This window comes from Rhizobium sp. USDA 4016, from assembly GCF_056279705.1.
On record NZ_JBWCCY010000004.1, the window covers coordinates 1,828,655 to 1,842,241 of the forward strand.

A 13,587-nucleotide genomic window follows, 5' to 3' on the forward strand; every position below is an offset into this window, starting at 1 on the left:
GGCGCGCGCGGCGCGCCTTTCTACGATTGCTTTTTATGGGACATAACCATGCTCGAAATCAGAAACCTGCACGCCCGCATCGCCGAAGACGGCACCGAAATCATCCGCGGCTTGGACCTTACGGTGAAGGCCGGCGAAGTCGCCGCCATCATGGGGCCGAACGGCTCTGGCAAGTCGACGCTCTCCTATATTCTCGCGGGTCGCGAAGATTATGAAGTAACCGAAGGCGACATTCTTTACAACGGCGAGAGCATCCTCGAGCTCGACGCTGCCGAGCGCGCCGCCAAGGGCATTTTCCTCGCCTTCCAGTATCCGGTTGAGATCCCGGGTGTCGCCACCATGCAGTTCTTGAAGGTCGCGATGAACGAGCAGCGCAAGGCGCGCGGCGAAGAAGAGCTGAAGACGCCAGATTTCATGCGCCTCGTCAAGGACGCGGCCGGCAAGCTGCAGATCAATACCGAGATGCTGAAGCGTCCGCTGAACGTCGGCTTCTCCGGCGGCGAGAAGAAGCGCGCCGAGATCCTGCAGATGGCGCTGCTTCAGCCGCAGCTTTGCGTGCTCGACGAGACCGATTCCGGCCTCGACATCGACGCGCTGAAGATCGTTGCCGATGGCGTCAACGCACTGCGCTCGCCGGACCGCGCGGTGGTCGTCATCACCCATTACCAGCGCCTGCTCGATTACATCGTTCCAGATACCGTTCACGTCCTCTACAAGGGCCAGGTGATCAAGTCCGGCGACAAGACGCTGGCCTATGAGCTCGAAGCCAACGGATACGCCGACATCATCGGAGCGGCAGCCTGATTCAGGCGGAAAGGACGGGTCTCATGAACATACAGACGACGAGCCGCCTGACTGCCGCGGAAGCGGCGCTCGTTGAGGCTTTCAACAATCAATTCGGCGATCTGCCGGGCGACGGCGCCGTGACGGCGACCCGCGACCGGCTGCTCGACGACCTGAAGAAGGGCGGCCTGCCGACACGGAGGATCGAGGCCTGGCACTATACCGACCTCAAGAACCTGCTGCGTGAGGTGCCGGCCACTGCCGGGGACGCCGCGTCGAAAGAGATCGAGCCGTTGATCGAAGGTTCTTCGGTTCTTTCGATCGTGCAGGGCCATGCGGACCCTAGCGTAAGGGCGGGCGACCTCGAAATTTCCAGCTACGCGCAGCGCCTGATCGACGGCTCGGCTGCCGCCGCGCTCGGTGCGCTCGGCGCCGATGACGCCGTCGGCCGCATCAATGGCAGCTTCGTGCGCGACGGCTATGTCGTCGATATCCCTGCAAAGACTGAGTTCGATAAGCCGCTGGAGATCGACGTCGTTCACGCCGGCGGCCAGATCCATACCCGCCTGCCGGTGTCCTTCGGCGAAAACGTCAAGGCAACCGTGATCGAGCGTCACCTGTCGGTGACCGGGGATGCGGCATTCGTGTCCCATGTCAGTGACGTCACGATCGGCGAGGGCACGGAACTTATCTGGATCATCCTGCAGCAGCAGGGCCGCGAGGATACGCATCTCGGCCAGATCCGTATCGATCTCGGCGCCAACGCCAAGCTGAAGCTCTTTGTCATCAACGCTGGCGGCAAGCTGGTGCGCCAGGAAATGCATATCAAGGTGACGGGCGAGGGTGCGGACCTGACGCTCCGGGGCATCAACCTGCTCGGCGGCGATACGCATACCGACGTGACGATGGTGCTTGGCCACAACGTTCCGCACACCGGTTCTACGGAGATCATCCGCAACGTCGTCTTCGACCGCGCCAAGGGGGTCTTCCAGGGCATGATCCGGGTTGCGCCTGACGCGCAGAAGACCGATGCGAAGATGTCCTGCAACACGCTGCTGATGTCGGACGATGCCGACTTTTCGACAAAGCCGGAGCTTGAGATCTTCGCCGACGACGTCCAGTGCGGCCACGGTGCGACCGTTACCGACATCGATGACAATCATCTCTTCTATATGATGGCGCGCGGCGTTCCGGAGAACAAGGCCCGCGCGATGCTCGTCAATGCCTTCGTTGCGGAGATCGTCGAAGAACTTGAAGACGAAGCCCTGGTCGAGGCGCTGGAAGGCGTCATCTCGGCCTGGCTCGAAATGCACGCCTGATCGGAAAAGCGCCATGGACAAGATAGTACCGGCAGCCACCTACGACGTTGAAGCCATCCGCAAGGATTTTCCGATCCTTGCGCGGGAGGTCTATGGTAAGCCACTGGTCTATCTCGACAACGGCGCGTCCGCACAGAAGCCGCAGGCCGTCATCGACGCCATCTCGCGGACCTATTCGACCGAATATGCGAATGTGCACCGTGGCCTGCATTTCCTCTCCAATGCCGCAACCGAAGCCTACGAAGGCGCGCGCGAAAAAGTGCGCCGTTTCCTGAATGCGCCGTCGGTCGACGACATTGTCTTCACGAAATCCTCGACGGAGGCGATCAATACGGTCGCGCATGGCTGGGGCATGCCGAAGATCGGCGAGGGCGACGAGATCGTCGTCTCGATCATGGAGCACCACTCCAACATCGTCCCTTGGCATTTCATCCGCGAACGGCAGGGCGCCAAGCTGGTCTGGGTGCCGGTGGACGACGAAGGTGCCTTTCATATCGAGCACTTCGAGAAGAGCCTGACGGAGCGCACCAAGCTTGTCGCGATCACGCATATGTCGAATGCGCTCGGCACGATCGTTCCGGTCAAGGAAGTCTGCCGTATTGCTCATGAGCGCGGCATTCCGGTCTTGATCGACGGTTCGCAGGGTGCCGTGCACCTGCCGGTCGATGTCCAGGATATCGACTGCGACTGGTACGTCATGACCGGCCACAAGCTCTACGGTCCCTCGGGAATCGGCGTGCTCTACGGCAAGAAGGACCGGCTTCGCGAGATGCGTCCATTCCAGGGTGGCGGCGAGATGATCTTTGAGGTGACCGAGGATGCGGTCACCTACAACGACCCGCCGCATCGCTTCGAAGCCGGGACGCCGCCGATCGTTCAGGCGATCGGCCTCGGTTATGCGCTGGACTATATGGAGAAGGTCGGGCGCGAGGCGATTTCGCGTCATGAAGCCGAACTGACGGCCTATGCTGGCGAGCGGCTGCGGTCGATCAATTCGCTGCGCGTCTTCGGAACGGCACCCGGTAAAGGCAGCATTTTTGCGTTCGAACTCGCCGGTCTTCACGCTCACGACGTTTCGATGGTCATCGACCGGCAGGGCGTTGCGGTGCGTGCCGGCACGCATTGCGCCATGCCGCTCTTGAAACGCTTCGGCGTCACCGCCACATGCCGTGCATCCTTCGGCATGTACAATACACGTGCCGAGGTCGATGCCTTGGCCGACGCGCTGGAATATGCGCGCAAGTTCTTTGCTTGAGGAGTGTCCGTATGAGCCTGGACGAGAGCGAACAGAAGACCGACGTGCGCGAGGGCATCGTGCATTCGAGCATTCCTGCCGATGAACTGGCGCGCCTCAGCGACGACGTCATCGGGGCGCTGAAAACCGTCTACGATCCGGAAATTCCCGCCGACATCTTTGAACTCGGTCTGATCTACAAGATCGACATCGAAGACGACCGCATGGTGAAGATCGTCATGACGCTGACGGCGCCAGGCTGCCCGGTTGCCGGCGAAATGCCGGGTTGGGTCGAGAATGCCGTCGGCGCCGTCGAAGGCGTATCCGGCGTCGAGGTCGCAATGACCTTCGATCCGCCGTGGACGCCGGACCGCATGTCGGAAGAGGCGCAGGTGGCCGTCGGCTGGTATTGAGGGTCAGGCGGCCGACTTTTCATTGGCATGAAGGGAGCAAGGCCGATCCCGAGAGCTTTCATTTCTTTGATGATGGCCGCTCAGCGCCTTGTAAAGCGCGGAGCGGCTCATTCCAACCTCGCGCGCGCCGGCTGGCTCATGTTTTCGCACTTGCCAGAACGCCCAAACGCCTGGAGATGAGAGGACATACATCAATGAAAAGGCGTAAGACGAATTTCGCGTTTGATTAAGGGATTGAAGCATTAGGCATAACTGCCTAAATTGAAAAGATGAAGCGCCGGATCTTGACCCCGGTGTGGAAGGAGAATGAGCCGATGGGCTTTGCAGTGATGAGCATGACCGGCACCGCCGCGGCGCGCGTGAAGGCAATCGTTGAAAATTCCGGGCCGGACGCCAAGGGCATCCGCGTCGGCATCAAGAAAGGCGGTTGCGCCGGGATGGAATATACCATCGAGCTGGTGAGCGAACCCAATGCCAAGGACGACCTGATCGAGCGCGACGGCGCCAAGGTCTGGGTGGAGCCCTCTGCGGTCCTCTATCTGCTCGGAACGGAAATGGACTTCGAGACCACGACGCTGCGCTCGGGCTTCACCTTCACGAACCCGAACCAGACATCGGCCTGCGGCTGCGGCGAATCCGTCGAGCTCAAGCCTGCCGATCTCGCGGCGCTTGCCGCGCGCGGCGACGCGGTGGTGCCTGCCGCGCACTGAATTCTTCGAGACCGCAACCGAAAGCCGCCAGCGATGGCGGCTTTGTTATTTTGATTTGTCCCTTTCAGCAGCGAAACAGTTTCTACCTTATGATCATCGAAACGCTGCTACTGCTCTTTTCCAAAGGCGCGCTCCTCGGCCTCATCGTCACAGCGCCGCCGGGGCCGATCGCGACGCTCTGCATCAACCGCAGCCTTCATCGTGGTTTCGGATCGGGTGCAGCCATCGGCATTGGGGCGGCGCTTGGCGATGCGTGTTACGCGCTGGTCGCGGCCGCCGGTCTCGCGATGGTTTCGGATATCGTCGATGACTATTCGCTGCCGATTGCGGCGGCCGGCGGTGCACTTCTGATCTTTCTCGGCATCCGAGACCTGATGACGCCGCCCGCCGGTGCCTTGCAGGTCGGTGCGCGCGATCTCTTGCGCACGATCGCCTCGACCTTTCTGCTGGCGATTTCCAACCCCGGCGCGCTTCTGTCCTTCGGGGGCCTCTTTGCTGGCCTTGGTTTGGTCGATGGCAAAACCGTCACCGAGGTGGCATCGATCGTCATCGGCGTGTTCTTCGGGGCCATGGTGTGGTGGACGGCGCTGAGCGCGGCGGTGAATCTCGCCCGCGACAGGATTTCAAGCGATCTCACGCTGCTGATCCGCCACATTTCCGGGGGCCTGATCATTGCCTTCGGCACCGTCGTTCTCGGCTTTGCCGCGCGGCTGCTGCTTGCGTAGAGAGTTACAGGCGCCGGTCAGTCGCGCTTGATGCTCATCAGTAGTTCCCAGATGTCAGCGCCCGTCTCGAAGACGACAGCATTTGCCTTGAAGCTTTGCTCGGCCTGGATCAGGCCTGTCAGTTCCGTGGCGGGATCGACACTTTGGCCTTCATCGGCAGGCAGCCTATCGAGATCGATGCGGCCATAGCCCGGCGTGCTGATACTCGCCACGTTGCTGGCGATCGCGCTGACCTTGTTGGTCTGCGTGCGCATGCCGGAAAGAGCGGTGTTCATGACGCTCGACACATTCATCAGCCCTTCCCTCTTGTCTCTATAGGAGCCGCTGTACAGCAGAGGTTTTAGGGAAAGCTGAACGCAGTTCGTTAATGCCGAGCTTGGACCGTCGGCATAGCGTCCGGAAATGGCACATTGTCATGCCTGGGCATCCGATTGGCCGGCCCTGGCGGAGCCAATGGTCAAGCGTTGAAATGGCGCTCGTTCCAAACCCTCGAGCAGATGCGAGGGACCGAAGATTGGCGGCCGATCACGGCGGCGATGTCCTTGAAGCGCCGCCTTGTCCGGCGCCGCCGTGGAGGCCATATGGCGCAAATATCATGTCGGCAATTGCGGCCAGGGCGCCAAGCACTCCCGTGACGACAAGGTCGGGAACTCGCCTCGAATATTCAGCCTTCGCCGGCGACGCCGGAGGATTTGGCCAGGGTGCAGAGGCTCGGCGAGGGAAAGGCCTAGGCGACGGCCTTTGCCTTAAGCTTCTTTCGGCGCAATATGGCCATTGCCAATGACCGCTTGGCCGCCCTGCCAAGTGCTCAGTTTTAACTGCCATACCTCTGGCTAATGGAGCTTTCGATGTCCTCAAGCTTTAACGTTCACAACGCGGCCGGCTACGAGCAGCTCATGGGACGCTGGAGCCAAAAGCTCGCGTCGCCATTCATTGGGTTTGCGGGTCTTGCCGCTGGTGAGAAGGTACTTGATGTCGGCTGCGGCACGGGCAGCCTGACATTTGCCCTTGCCAAGGCCGCTGATCTCAGCGAGATCGCTGCCGTCGACTATTCGCCAGTCTTCGTCGAGGAGGCAATTCGGCGCAACATCGACCCGCGCATCAAGATCGGGCAGGCGGACGCTTGCTCTTTGCCTTTCGAAGACGGAGGCTTCGACCGCGCGCTCGCACTGCTCGTTCTTCATTTCGTGCCCGAGGCCGGCCGGGCCGTTGGAGAGATGCGCCGCGTCGTGCGTTCGGGCGGGGTAGTCGCCGCAGCTGTCTGGGATCATCTCGGCGGCATGCCCGGCATGCGAATGATGGTCGACACGGTGGCGGCGCTCAGCGAGACCGGGCGGCAGCTGCGCAATCGCTATTGCTTTCAGCCGATGATGCAGCCTGGCGAAATGAAGCGGACTTTTGTCGAGCAGGGTCTGCTGGACGTTACCGAAACTCAGCTGGTGATCCGCATGGAGTACCAAAACTTTAATGATTACTGGGCACCTATTGCCGCAGGCGAAGGCCCTCTTGGCAAATATGTGGCGACGCTCGACGCCGCTGAGCGGGCGCGCATCGATGCTGCCGTACGCGACGCATACGAGGCGGGCCGGTCCGATGGTCCAAGGTCGTTCGCAAATGTTGCATGGGCCTGTCGCGGCATCGTTCCCTGAGCCGGCAGCCAGAGGTCTGATCGGCCCCCGCCGTTTCTTACACGCACGATCCTTGATCTTGGAATCGAAGGCCCCTCCGACGAGGAGCCTTCCAGCCCCGCTTCAGGCTCGGGGCATTCGTCGCTGCAATCGATTCACCGGATCGATCGGCTCGGGCTTTGCCCGACCGCTTCTACTCCGCAGCCTCTGCGTAGCTCTCCACCGGCGGGCAGGTGCAAACGAGGTTCCTGTCCCCGTACACATTGTCGACGCGGTTGACCGGGGACCAGTATTTGTCGACACGAAAGGCCCCGGGCGGGAAGCAGGCTTGTTCGCGGCTGTAGGGGCGGTCCCATTCGCCGACGAGGTCTTCCACCGTGTGCGGGGCGTTCTTCAGCGGGTTGTTGACCTTGTCCATGCTGCCTTCCTCGATGGCGCGGGCTTCCTCGCGGATCGCCAGCATTGCCTCGCAGAAGCGGTCGAGCTCGGCCTTGGTTTCGGACTCGGTCGGCTCGATCATCAGTGTGCCGGCGACCGGCCAGCTCATGGTCGGGGCATGGAAGCCGCAGTCGATCAGGCGCTTGGCGATGTCGTCGACCGTGACGCTCGCGCTGTCGGCCAGCGGACGCGTGTCGATGATGCATTCATGCGCGACGCGGCCGCTCTCGGACTTGTAGAGCACCCCGTAGGCGCCCTTCAGGCGGGCGGCGATGTAGTTGGCGTTGAGGATCGCAACCTTGGTTGCCTGCGTCAAACCTTCGCCACCCATCATCAGCACATAGCTCCAGGAGATCGGCAGGATCGAGGCCGAGCCGAAGGCCGCTGCCGAGACGGCGCCTGAGCGTCCGTCCGTTTCCGGGTGGCCGGGCAGGTGAGGCGCCAGATGGGCCTTGACGCCGATTGGGCCCATGCCGGGACCGCCGCCGCCATGCGGGATGCAGAAGGTCTTGTGCAGGTTGAGGTGACTGACGTCGGAACCGATGTCACCGGGACGCGACAAGCCGACCATGGCGTTCATGTTGGCGCCGTCGAGATAGACCTGGCCGCCGTGCTTGTGCACGAGATCGCAGATCTCCTTCACCGTCTCCTCGAACACGCCATGCGTCGAAGGATAGGTTATCATGCAGCAGGAGAGATTTTCCGCATGCTCCTCCGCCTTGGCGCGGAAGTCGTCCATGTCGATGTCGCCGTTCCCGCGAACCTTGACGACCACGACCTTCATGCCGGCCATCTGCGCGGAGGCGGGGTTGGTGCCGTGCGCCGAGGTCGGGATCAGGCAGACGTCGCGATGGCCGTTGCCGTTGGCGATATGGTAGTTGCGGATCGTGAGCAGGCCGGCATATTCGCCCTGCGCGCCGGAATTTGGCTGCATCGAGAAGGCGTCATAGCCGGTCACGGCGCAGAGTTTTTCCGTCAGATCGTCGATCATTTCGCGGTAGCCGAGCGCCTGATCGGCCGGAGCATAAGGATGGATATCCGAAAACTCCGGCCAGGTGATAGGCAGCATTTCCGCCGTGGCGTTCAGCTTCATGGTGCAGGAGCCGAGCGGGATCATCGCGCGGTCGAGGGCGAGGTCGCGGTCGGAGAGCCGGCGGATGTAGCGGGTCATTTCGCTTTCGGCGCGGTTCATGTGGAAGATCGGATGCGTCAGATATTCGCTGGTGCGCAGCAGGTCCTTCGGCAGGCGGTAGCCTGGCTCGAAATCGGCCACGGCGAAATTGCCGCCGAATGCGCGCCAGGCGGCTTCGAGCGTCGCGGGGCGCGTGCGCTCATCGAGGCTCATGCCGATCTTGGTCGTGCCAACCTTGCGCAGGTTGATACCCTCGGCGACGGCCGCGCGCAGGATGAGGCCCTGCATGTGGCCGACATCGACGGTGAGCGTGTCGAAAAAGGTTTCTGGCTCTATCCTGTAGCCTAGCTTTTCTAGGCCCTTAGCCATCAGCACGGCCTTCTGGTGGACCTGCTGGGCGATCGCCTTGATGCCCTTGGGACCGTGGAAAACCGCATACATCGAGGCCATGACCGCGAGCAGCACCTGCGCGGTGCAGATGTTCGACGTTGCCTTTTCGCGGCGGATATGCTGTTCGCGGGTCTGCAGCGACAGCCGGTAGGCGCGATTGCCGCGGGCATCGACCGAGACGCCGACGAGACGGCCGGGCATGGAGCGCTTGTGCGCATCCTTGACCGACATATATGCGGCATGCGGTCCGCCGTAGCCCACCGGAACGCCGAAGCGCTGCGACGAGCCGATCGCAATATCGGCGCCCATTTCGCCCGGCGACTTCAGAAGCGTCAGCGCGAGGATATCGGCCGCGACGATGGCGATCGCGCCCGTCTGATGCAGGCGGGAGATCAGGCCTGTGAAATCATGCACGTGGCCGTGCGTGCCCGGATACTGGAAGATGGCGCCGAAGACGTCCACCGGATCGAGATCCTTGAAGGGGTCACCGACGATGACGCTCCAGCCGAGCGGTTCGGCGCGGGTCTGGATGAGCGCGATCGTCTGCGGATGGCAGGCGGCATCGACGAAGAAAGCCTTGGCCTTAGACTTCGCGACGCGCTCGGCAATCGCCATGCCTTCGGCAGCAGCGGTCGCTTCGTCGAGAAGCGAAGCGTTGGCGACGTCGAGACCGGTCAGGTCGCAGATCATCGTCTGGTAGTTCAAGAGCGCTTCCAGACGGCCCTGACTGATCTCCGGCTGGTAAGGCGTGTAGGCCGTGTACCAGGCCGGATTTTCGAGGATGGTGCGCTGGATGACTGGCGGCGTGATGGTGCCGTAATAGCCTTGGCCGATCAGGGAAACGAGGACCTTGTTCTTGTTGGCGGTCTCGCGCAGCTTGTCGAGCGCCTCGCGCTCCGTCATCGGCGCGCCCCAGGCAAGCGCCGCCTTCTGTCGGATCGCAGAAGGCACGGTCGCGTCGATGAGGCTGTCGAGGCTGTTGTAGCCGACGACCTTCAGCATGTCGCTCATTTCGGCCGGCGACGGGCCGATATGGCGGCGGTTGGCGAAGTCGTAGGGCTGGTAGTCGGTAAACTGGAATTCTGTCGGCGTCGTCATTACGCGGTGAGCTCCTTATAGGCCGCTTCGTCTAGCAGGCCATCGGCATCGGCCGGATTCTTGAGCTTCAGCTTGAAGAACCAGCCGGCGCCCTGCGGGTCGGAATTGACCAGCGACGGATCGGCAGTGATCGCTTCGTTGACTTCGGTGATCTCGCCATCGAGCGGACAATAGACTTCCGAGGCAGCCTTCACGGATTCGACGGTGGCGGCATCGTCATTCTTGGAAAAGGTCGCGCCCACTTCCGGCAATTCGACGAAAACGAGGTCGCCGAGCTGTTCGACGGCATAATTCGTAATGCCGACCGTCGCCACGCCGTCTTCGAGCTTCAGCCATTCATGTTCTTCGGTAAATTTCAGCATGGTTTTGTTCCTCTCTGGAAAATATCTTAGCGTTTGTAGGTCGGCGTGATGAAAGGCAGGGCGGCGACCGCAGCGGGGAGATACTTGCCGCGCACCTCAGCGTAAATTTGGGTTCCAACGGAGGCATGCGAAACCGGCACATAGCCCATGGCAACCGGGCCTTCGACACTCGGGCCGAAGCCGCCCGAAGTGACTTCGCCGATCTCGGTCTTGCCTTCGGCATCCGCATAGAGTTTGGAATGGCCGCGCACCGGCGCCTTGCCTTCCGGCTTCAGGCCGACACGGCGGCGTGTGGCACCATTGTCGAGTTCACCGAGAATGCGTGCTGCACCCGGAAAGTCCCCCGCGCGCGCTCCGCCCGTCCTGCGGGCCTTCTGCATGGCCCATTCGAGCGCCGCCTCGACCGGCGTTGTGGTGGCGTCGATGTCGTTGCCGTAGAGGCAGAGTCCCGCCTCCAGACGCAGCGAATCGCGGGCGCCGAGGCCGATCGGCTGCGCATCGGGATGTTCGAGCAACCGCCTGGCGACATCCTCCGCCTTGTTAACGGGTACGGAGATCTCGAAGCCGTCCTCGCCGCTATAGCCGGAGCGGGAAACGAGACAGGAGATGTCGTGCAAGCGGCAGTGACGCACGTCCATGAACTTCATCGCCGCGACATCCGCCCAGAGTTCGGCCAGCACGTTGACGGCGCGCGGACCTTGCAGCGCGACTAACGCGCGGTCGAGAAGGGTTATGTCGCAGCGGTCGCCGATATGCCTTTGCATGTGCGCGACATCGGCCTCCTTGCAGGCGGCGTTGACGACGACGAAGAGATGGTCGTCGAGATGGGTGATCATCAAGTCGTCGAGGATGCCGCCGTTTTCGTCGGTGAAGAAGCCGTAGCGCTGGCGGCCTTCGGCGAGGCCGAGAATGTCGACCGGTACGAGGCTTTCGAGTGCGAGGGCGGCATCTTCATATCTGCCGGACTTCGCCCTCACGACGACCTGACCCATGTGGGAGACGTCGAAGAGGCCGGCGCCGGCGCGCGTCTGCAGGTGTTCCTTCAGCACGCCGGCTGAATACTGAACGGGCATCTCGTAGCCGGCGAAAGGCACCATGCGGGCACCGAGCGAAAGATGCAGCGCGTGTAGCGGAGTTTTCTTGAGGGCAGCAGTATCGTCCAACGACGCCTCCGGGGTTTGCGCGTGGAATTCCATGCGCGGGCTCAATCTGAAGGCGCGGCTACGCCTTGCTTTCGAGCCCCCTCTGTCCCTGTGCCTGAGATTGTTATCCCTTCGGCGAGCGTTTCGAGAACGCTTCTCTCCAGAGTTCCGTCTGCCCCTTGCTGGTCCTTTGGCCTGAGAGTTTCCGGGGCGGTTGCTCCTTCGGCACCGGCCGTCTGTAGACCGGATTCTCCCAACAGGGTTGCGGCAATTATCCGGCGGAGCAGGCTCTTGGCAAGGGGGAATGTCGCCGCCGAACAAATTTTTGTCGCGCCGTCTTTCGACAAAGTGTTGAACTGCGTCAAATGGGCTTTTGCTTTTTTCGGATAAAGTGCTTAATCGCGAAATCCGCTAAAGAGGATCCAGATGATGAAAACGGGCCGAAACGCTGGCATGCTGACGCGCATTCTCTGCGCGCTGAGCTTGCTTATGCTTGGCCTTGCGCATCAGGCGGCTGCGGCGGACGCGGACTATAATAGCGCCGCATACGTCCTGCCGGACGGCACCCACGCCTCGCTTTGCGTGACCGCTACGGACAGCAGCGGCAAGACGGTCCCTCTGAAGCCGAATTGCGAAGTCTGCCGGCTTACGGCTTTCGTCATCCTGCCGGTGCCGGATAACGGCTCTTGGCTGCATCTCGAGTTCGCGACGCTGCATAACCCCCCGGTTGTTGCTGACACCCCCATCGGGGTGCCCGCCGTCGACCGGCCGAAGTCCAGGGCACCGCCGGTTCTGGCCTGATCTCCAGCCACCACCGAAATGACACGACAATGCCGGTGCGCCAGCCATTGCGAGCTGCAGCCGGCGAGGAGATACCCGATGAAGACAATCAAGACACTCAGCGCTGCGGCCCTGGTTTTCGCAGCCGCATTCACGGCAGCGCAGGCGCATGTCACCTTTCTTAATCCCGAAGCCCCACAGGAAAAGACGTTCCTCGCAACGCTGCAGGTGCCGCATGGCTGTGACGGCAAGCCCACCAAAGAAGTGCAGGTGAAGCTGCCGGAAGGCTTTGTATTCGCCAAGCCGCAGCCGAAGTCCGGCTGGGAACTTGAAGTGATCAAGGGCGACTATCAGAAGACCTACGACAATCACGGCACCAAGGTGAAATCCGGCGCAGTCGAAATCCGCTGGAAGGGCGGCAACCTCTCGGACGATTTTTACGATACCTTCGTGATCCAAGGCAAGGTTTCGGGCGTGGATGCCGGAACATCGCTGGCCTTTCCGGTGAAGCAGCTTTGCGGCGATGCGGCCGAGGCATGGGACCAGGTGGCAACCGATGGCGGCGATCCCCATAGGCTCAAGAGCCCGGCGCCGTTGCTGAAGGTCGTTGCCGGTGGCGACAATGGCCATGACCATGGCGACATGGCCGGGATGGACATGAACGCTGCAGCAGGCGGCACTGCAACACTCGGCGACCTCGAAATCTCCGGCGCCTTTACGAAGGCAATGCTGCCCGGCCAGCCGGTCGGCGGCGGCTTCTTTACTGTCAAGAATAACGGCAAGACCGACGACAGGCTCGTCGTCGTTTCCTCGCCGACCGCGGGCGAAGTTCAGATGCACGAAATGGCCATGCAGAACAATGTCATGAAGATGCGTGAACTGAAGGATGGGATTGCCATTCCGGCGGGCGGGACGGTGAAGCTAGCGCCTGGCGGCCTGCATCTGATGTTCCAGAAGGTGAAGGCGCCTTTCAAGCAGGGTGAGAGCGTGCCGGTGACGCTCACCTTTGAGAAGGCGGGCAAGATCGACGTGACGTTGGAGGTTCTCTCGGCCCAGGGCAAATAACCAGCAACAGGCCTGCGGCAGTCGCCGCAGGCCGTCTGCTTTCCAAAGGTGAGAAACTCAAAAATCCTCGTAGGATTTCAATGCCTGCTGCAATCCTGCCTGCGGCTGCTTGTTGCCCTTGGCCATCAGGTCGAGCGCCACTTCGGTGGACTGAATGATGCTTGCCGTTTCGCTCAGCTCCTGGTCATGTCGGCCCTTGAGCTGACGGTCTGCGATCCGGCGCGCGTCCTTTGCCGCCATGCTCGTCGGCACGCGGGGAGCAATCCTCAGCGTTTCGAAAGCGGCGGCGGCCGTGCTCGCGGATATGGTGACGACCTGTGTCATAGGACGTTTGATACACATCGCCGGTTCGTGCGCGGCTAAGGAAA

14 protein-coding genes and 1 riboswitch are annotated in these 13,587 nt (G+C 61.8%); of the genes, 9 read left to right on the top strand and 5 right to left on the bottom strand.

Annotated features, from left to right (window positions below; genetic code table 11):
- The first annotated feature begins 48 nt into the window (after nucleotides 1-48).
- From sufC to ACZ9DP_RS24230, 6 genes are all read left to right on the top strand, one after another.
- Entirely contained in the window at nucleotides 49-804 is a 756-nt protein-coding gene (gene sufC, locus ACZ9DP_RS24205; protein WP_022715290.1) for a Fe-S cluster assembly ATPase SufC, read from the top strand.
- Between the two features lie 23 nt (nucleotides 805-827).
- Nucleotides 828-2,102 (top strand): Fe-S cluster assembly protein SufD, encoded by a 1,275-nt coding sequence (gene sufD / locus ACZ9DP_RS24210; RefSeq protein WP_476203806.1) that lies wholly within the window; start codon nucleotides 828-830, stop codon nucleotides 2,100-2,102.
- Between the two features lie 13 nt (nucleotides 2,103-2,115).
- Nucleotides 2,116-3,357 carry a cysteine desulfurase gene (locus tag ACZ9DP_RS24215; protein ID WP_074068276.1) on the top strand — a complete coding sequence of 414 codons (1,242 nt, stop codon included), beginning with the start codon at nucleotides 2,116-2,118 and terminating at the stop codon, nucleotides 3,355-3,357.
- A gap of 11 nt (nucleotides 3,358-3,368) precedes the next feature.
- Complete coding sequence (locus tag ACZ9DP_RS24220; RefSeq protein ID WP_027512444.1) at nucleotides 3,369-3,749, top strand: SUF system Fe-S cluster assembly protein; 381 nt, start codon at nucleotides 3,369-3,371, stop codon at nucleotides 3,747-3,749.
- 314 nt (nucleotides 3,750-4,063) lie between these two features.
- Complete coding sequence (gene sufA, locus ACZ9DP_RS24225) at nucleotides 4,064-4,459, top strand: Fe-S cluster assembly scaffold SufA (RefSeq protein WP_039846772.1); 396 nt, start codon at nucleotides 4,064-4,066, stop codon at nucleotides 4,457-4,459.
- An 89-nt stretch (nucleotides 4,460-4,548) separates the two neighbouring features.
- Nucleotides 4,549-5,184, top strand: a complete 636-nt coding sequence (locus ACZ9DP_RS24230; protein ID WP_476203807.1) for a LysE family translocator — start codon at nucleotides 4,549-4,551, stop codon at nucleotides 5,182-5,184.
- A 17-nt stretch (nucleotides 5,185-5,201) separates the two neighbouring features.
- Here the strand turns inward: ACZ9DP_RS24230 and ACZ9DP_RS24235 are convergent, their stop codons facing one another.
- Complete coding sequence (locus ACZ9DP_RS24235) at nucleotides 5,202-5,477, bottom strand: flagellar basal body protein (RefSeq protein WP_194729774.1); 276 nt, start codon at nucleotides 5,475-5,477, stop codon at nucleotides 5,202-5,204.
- Nucleotides 5,478-6,032: 555 nt separating this feature from the next.
- On the opposite strand from ACZ9DP_RS24235, the gene ACZ9DP_RS24240 reads away from it, so the two are divergent.
- A complete protein-coding gene (locus ACZ9DP_RS24240; RefSeq protein ID WP_074068271.1) occupies nucleotides 6,033-6,833 on the top strand; it encodes a class I SAM-dependent methyltransferase in 801 nt (266 codons plus the stop codon).
- A 172-nt stretch (nucleotides 6,834-7,005) separates the two neighbouring features.
- Here the strand turns inward: ACZ9DP_RS24240 and gcvP are convergent, their stop codons facing one another.
- Genes gcvP through gcvT form a run of 3 tightly spaced genes read right to left on the bottom strand, consistent with a single transcriptional unit; the run spans nucleotide 7,006 to nucleotide 11,395 of the window.
- Nucleotides 7,006-9,870 (bottom strand): aminomethyl-transferring glycine dehydrogenase, encoded by a 2,865-nt coding sequence (gcvP, locus tag ACZ9DP_RS24245; RefSeq protein ID WP_476203808.1) that lies wholly within the window; start codon nucleotides 9,868-9,870, stop codon nucleotides 7,006-7,008.
- A complete protein-coding gene (gene gcvH, locus ACZ9DP_RS24250) occupies nucleotides 9,870-10,232 on the bottom strand; it encodes a glycine cleavage system protein GcvH (protein ID WP_239598676.1) in 363 nt (120 codons plus the stop codon). Before gcvH ends, gcvP begins: the two co-directional genes overlap by 1 nt.
- A 26-nt stretch (nucleotides 10,233-10,258) precedes the next feature.
- The gene (gene gcvT / locus ACZ9DP_RS24255) at nucleotides 10,259-11,395 is read right to left on the bottom strand and encodes a glycine cleavage system aminomethyltransferase GcvT (protein ID WP_476203809.1); all 1,137 of its coding nucleotides are present in this window, start codon (nucleotides 11,393-11,395) and stop codon (nucleotides 10,259-10,261) included.
- A 152-nt stretch (nucleotides 11,396-11,547) separates the two neighbouring features.
- Nucleotides 11,548-11,640: riboswitch (glycine riboswitch) on the bottom strand.
- A gap of 160 nt (nucleotides 11,641-11,800) precedes the next feature.
- Here gcvT and ACZ9DP_RS24260 point away from each other — a divergent pair.
- The gene (locus ACZ9DP_RS24260; RefSeq protein WP_476203810.1) at nucleotides 11,801-12,175 is read left to right on the top strand and encodes a hypothetical protein; all 375 of its coding nucleotides are present in this window, start codon (nucleotides 11,801-11,803) and stop codon (nucleotides 12,173-12,175) included.
- Between the two features lie 78 nt (nucleotides 12,176-12,253).
- Nucleotides 12,254-13,219: a copper chaperone PCu(A)C domain-containing protein gene (locus tag ACZ9DP_RS24265; protein ID WP_476203811.1), complete on the top strand. Its 966-nt coding sequence runs from the start codon at nucleotides 12,254-12,256 to the stop codon at nucleotides 13,217-13,219.
- A gap of 57 nt (nucleotides 13,220-13,276) precedes the next feature.
- Here ACZ9DP_RS24265 and ACZ9DP_RS24270 read toward each other — a convergent pair whose 3' ends face one another.
- On the bottom strand, nucleotides 13,277-13,543 hold the full coding sequence (locus tag ACZ9DP_RS24270; RefSeq protein ID WP_039844986.1) for a hypothetical protein: 267 nt from the start codon (nucleotides 13,541-13,543) through the stop codon (nucleotides 13,277-13,279).
- Nucleotides 13,544-13,587: the final 44 nt, after the last annotated feature.

Excerpts from the sequence above, each read along its gene's own strand:
- ACZ9DP_RS24220 (WP_027512444.1), top strand. The coding sequence starts at position 3,369 with ATGAGCCTGGACGAGAGCGAACAGAAGACCGACGTGCGCGAGGGCATC.
- ACZ9DP_RS24215 (WP_074068276.1), top strand. The coding sequence starts at position 2,116 with ATGGACAAGATAGTACCGGCAGCCACCTACGACGTTGAAGCCATCCGC.
- ACZ9DP_RS24230 (WP_476203807.1), top strand. The coding sequence starts at position 4,549 with ATGATCATCGAAACGCTGCTACTGCTCTTTTCCAAAGGCGCGCTCCTC.
- sufC (WP_022715290.1), top strand. The coding sequence starts at position 49 with ATGCTCGAAATCAGAAACCTGCACGCCCGCATCGCCGAAGACGGCACC.
- ACZ9DP_RS24260 (WP_476203810.1), top strand. The coding sequence starts at position 11,801 with ATGATGAAAACGGGCCGAAACGCTGGCATGCTGACGCGCATTCTCTGC.
- sufD (WP_476203806.1), top strand. The coding sequence starts at position 828 with ATGAACATACAGACGACGAGCCGCCTGACTGCCGCGGAAGCGGCGCTC.
- ACZ9DP_RS24265 (WP_476203811.1), top strand. The coding sequence starts at position 12,254 with ATGAAGACAATCAAGACACTCAGCGCTGCGGCCCTGGTTTTCGCAGCC.
- ACZ9DP_RS24270 (WP_039844986.1), bottom strand. The coding sequence starts at position 13,543 with ATGACACAGGTCGTCACCATATCCGCGAGCACGGCCGCCGCCGCTTTC.
- gcvH (WP_239598676.1), bottom strand. The coding sequence starts at position 10,232 with ATGCTGAAATTTACCGAAGAACATGAATGGCTGAAGCTCGAAGACGGC.
- ACZ9DP_RS24235 (WP_194729774.1), bottom strand. The coding sequence starts at position 5,477 with ATGAATGTGTCGAGCGTCATGAACACCGCTCTTTCCGGCATGCGCACG.
- ACZ9DP_RS24240 (WP_074068271.1), top strand. The coding sequence starts at position 6,033 with ATGTCCTCAAGCTTTAACGTTCACAACGCGGCCGGCTACGAGCAGCTC.
- gcvP (WP_476203808.1), bottom strand. The coding sequence starts at position 9,870 with ATGACGACGCCGACAGAATTCCAGTTTACCGACTACCAGCCCTACGAC.
- sufA (WP_039846772.1), top strand. The coding sequence starts at position 4,064 with ATGGGCTTTGCAGTGATGAGCATGACCGGCACCGCCGCGGCGCGCGTG.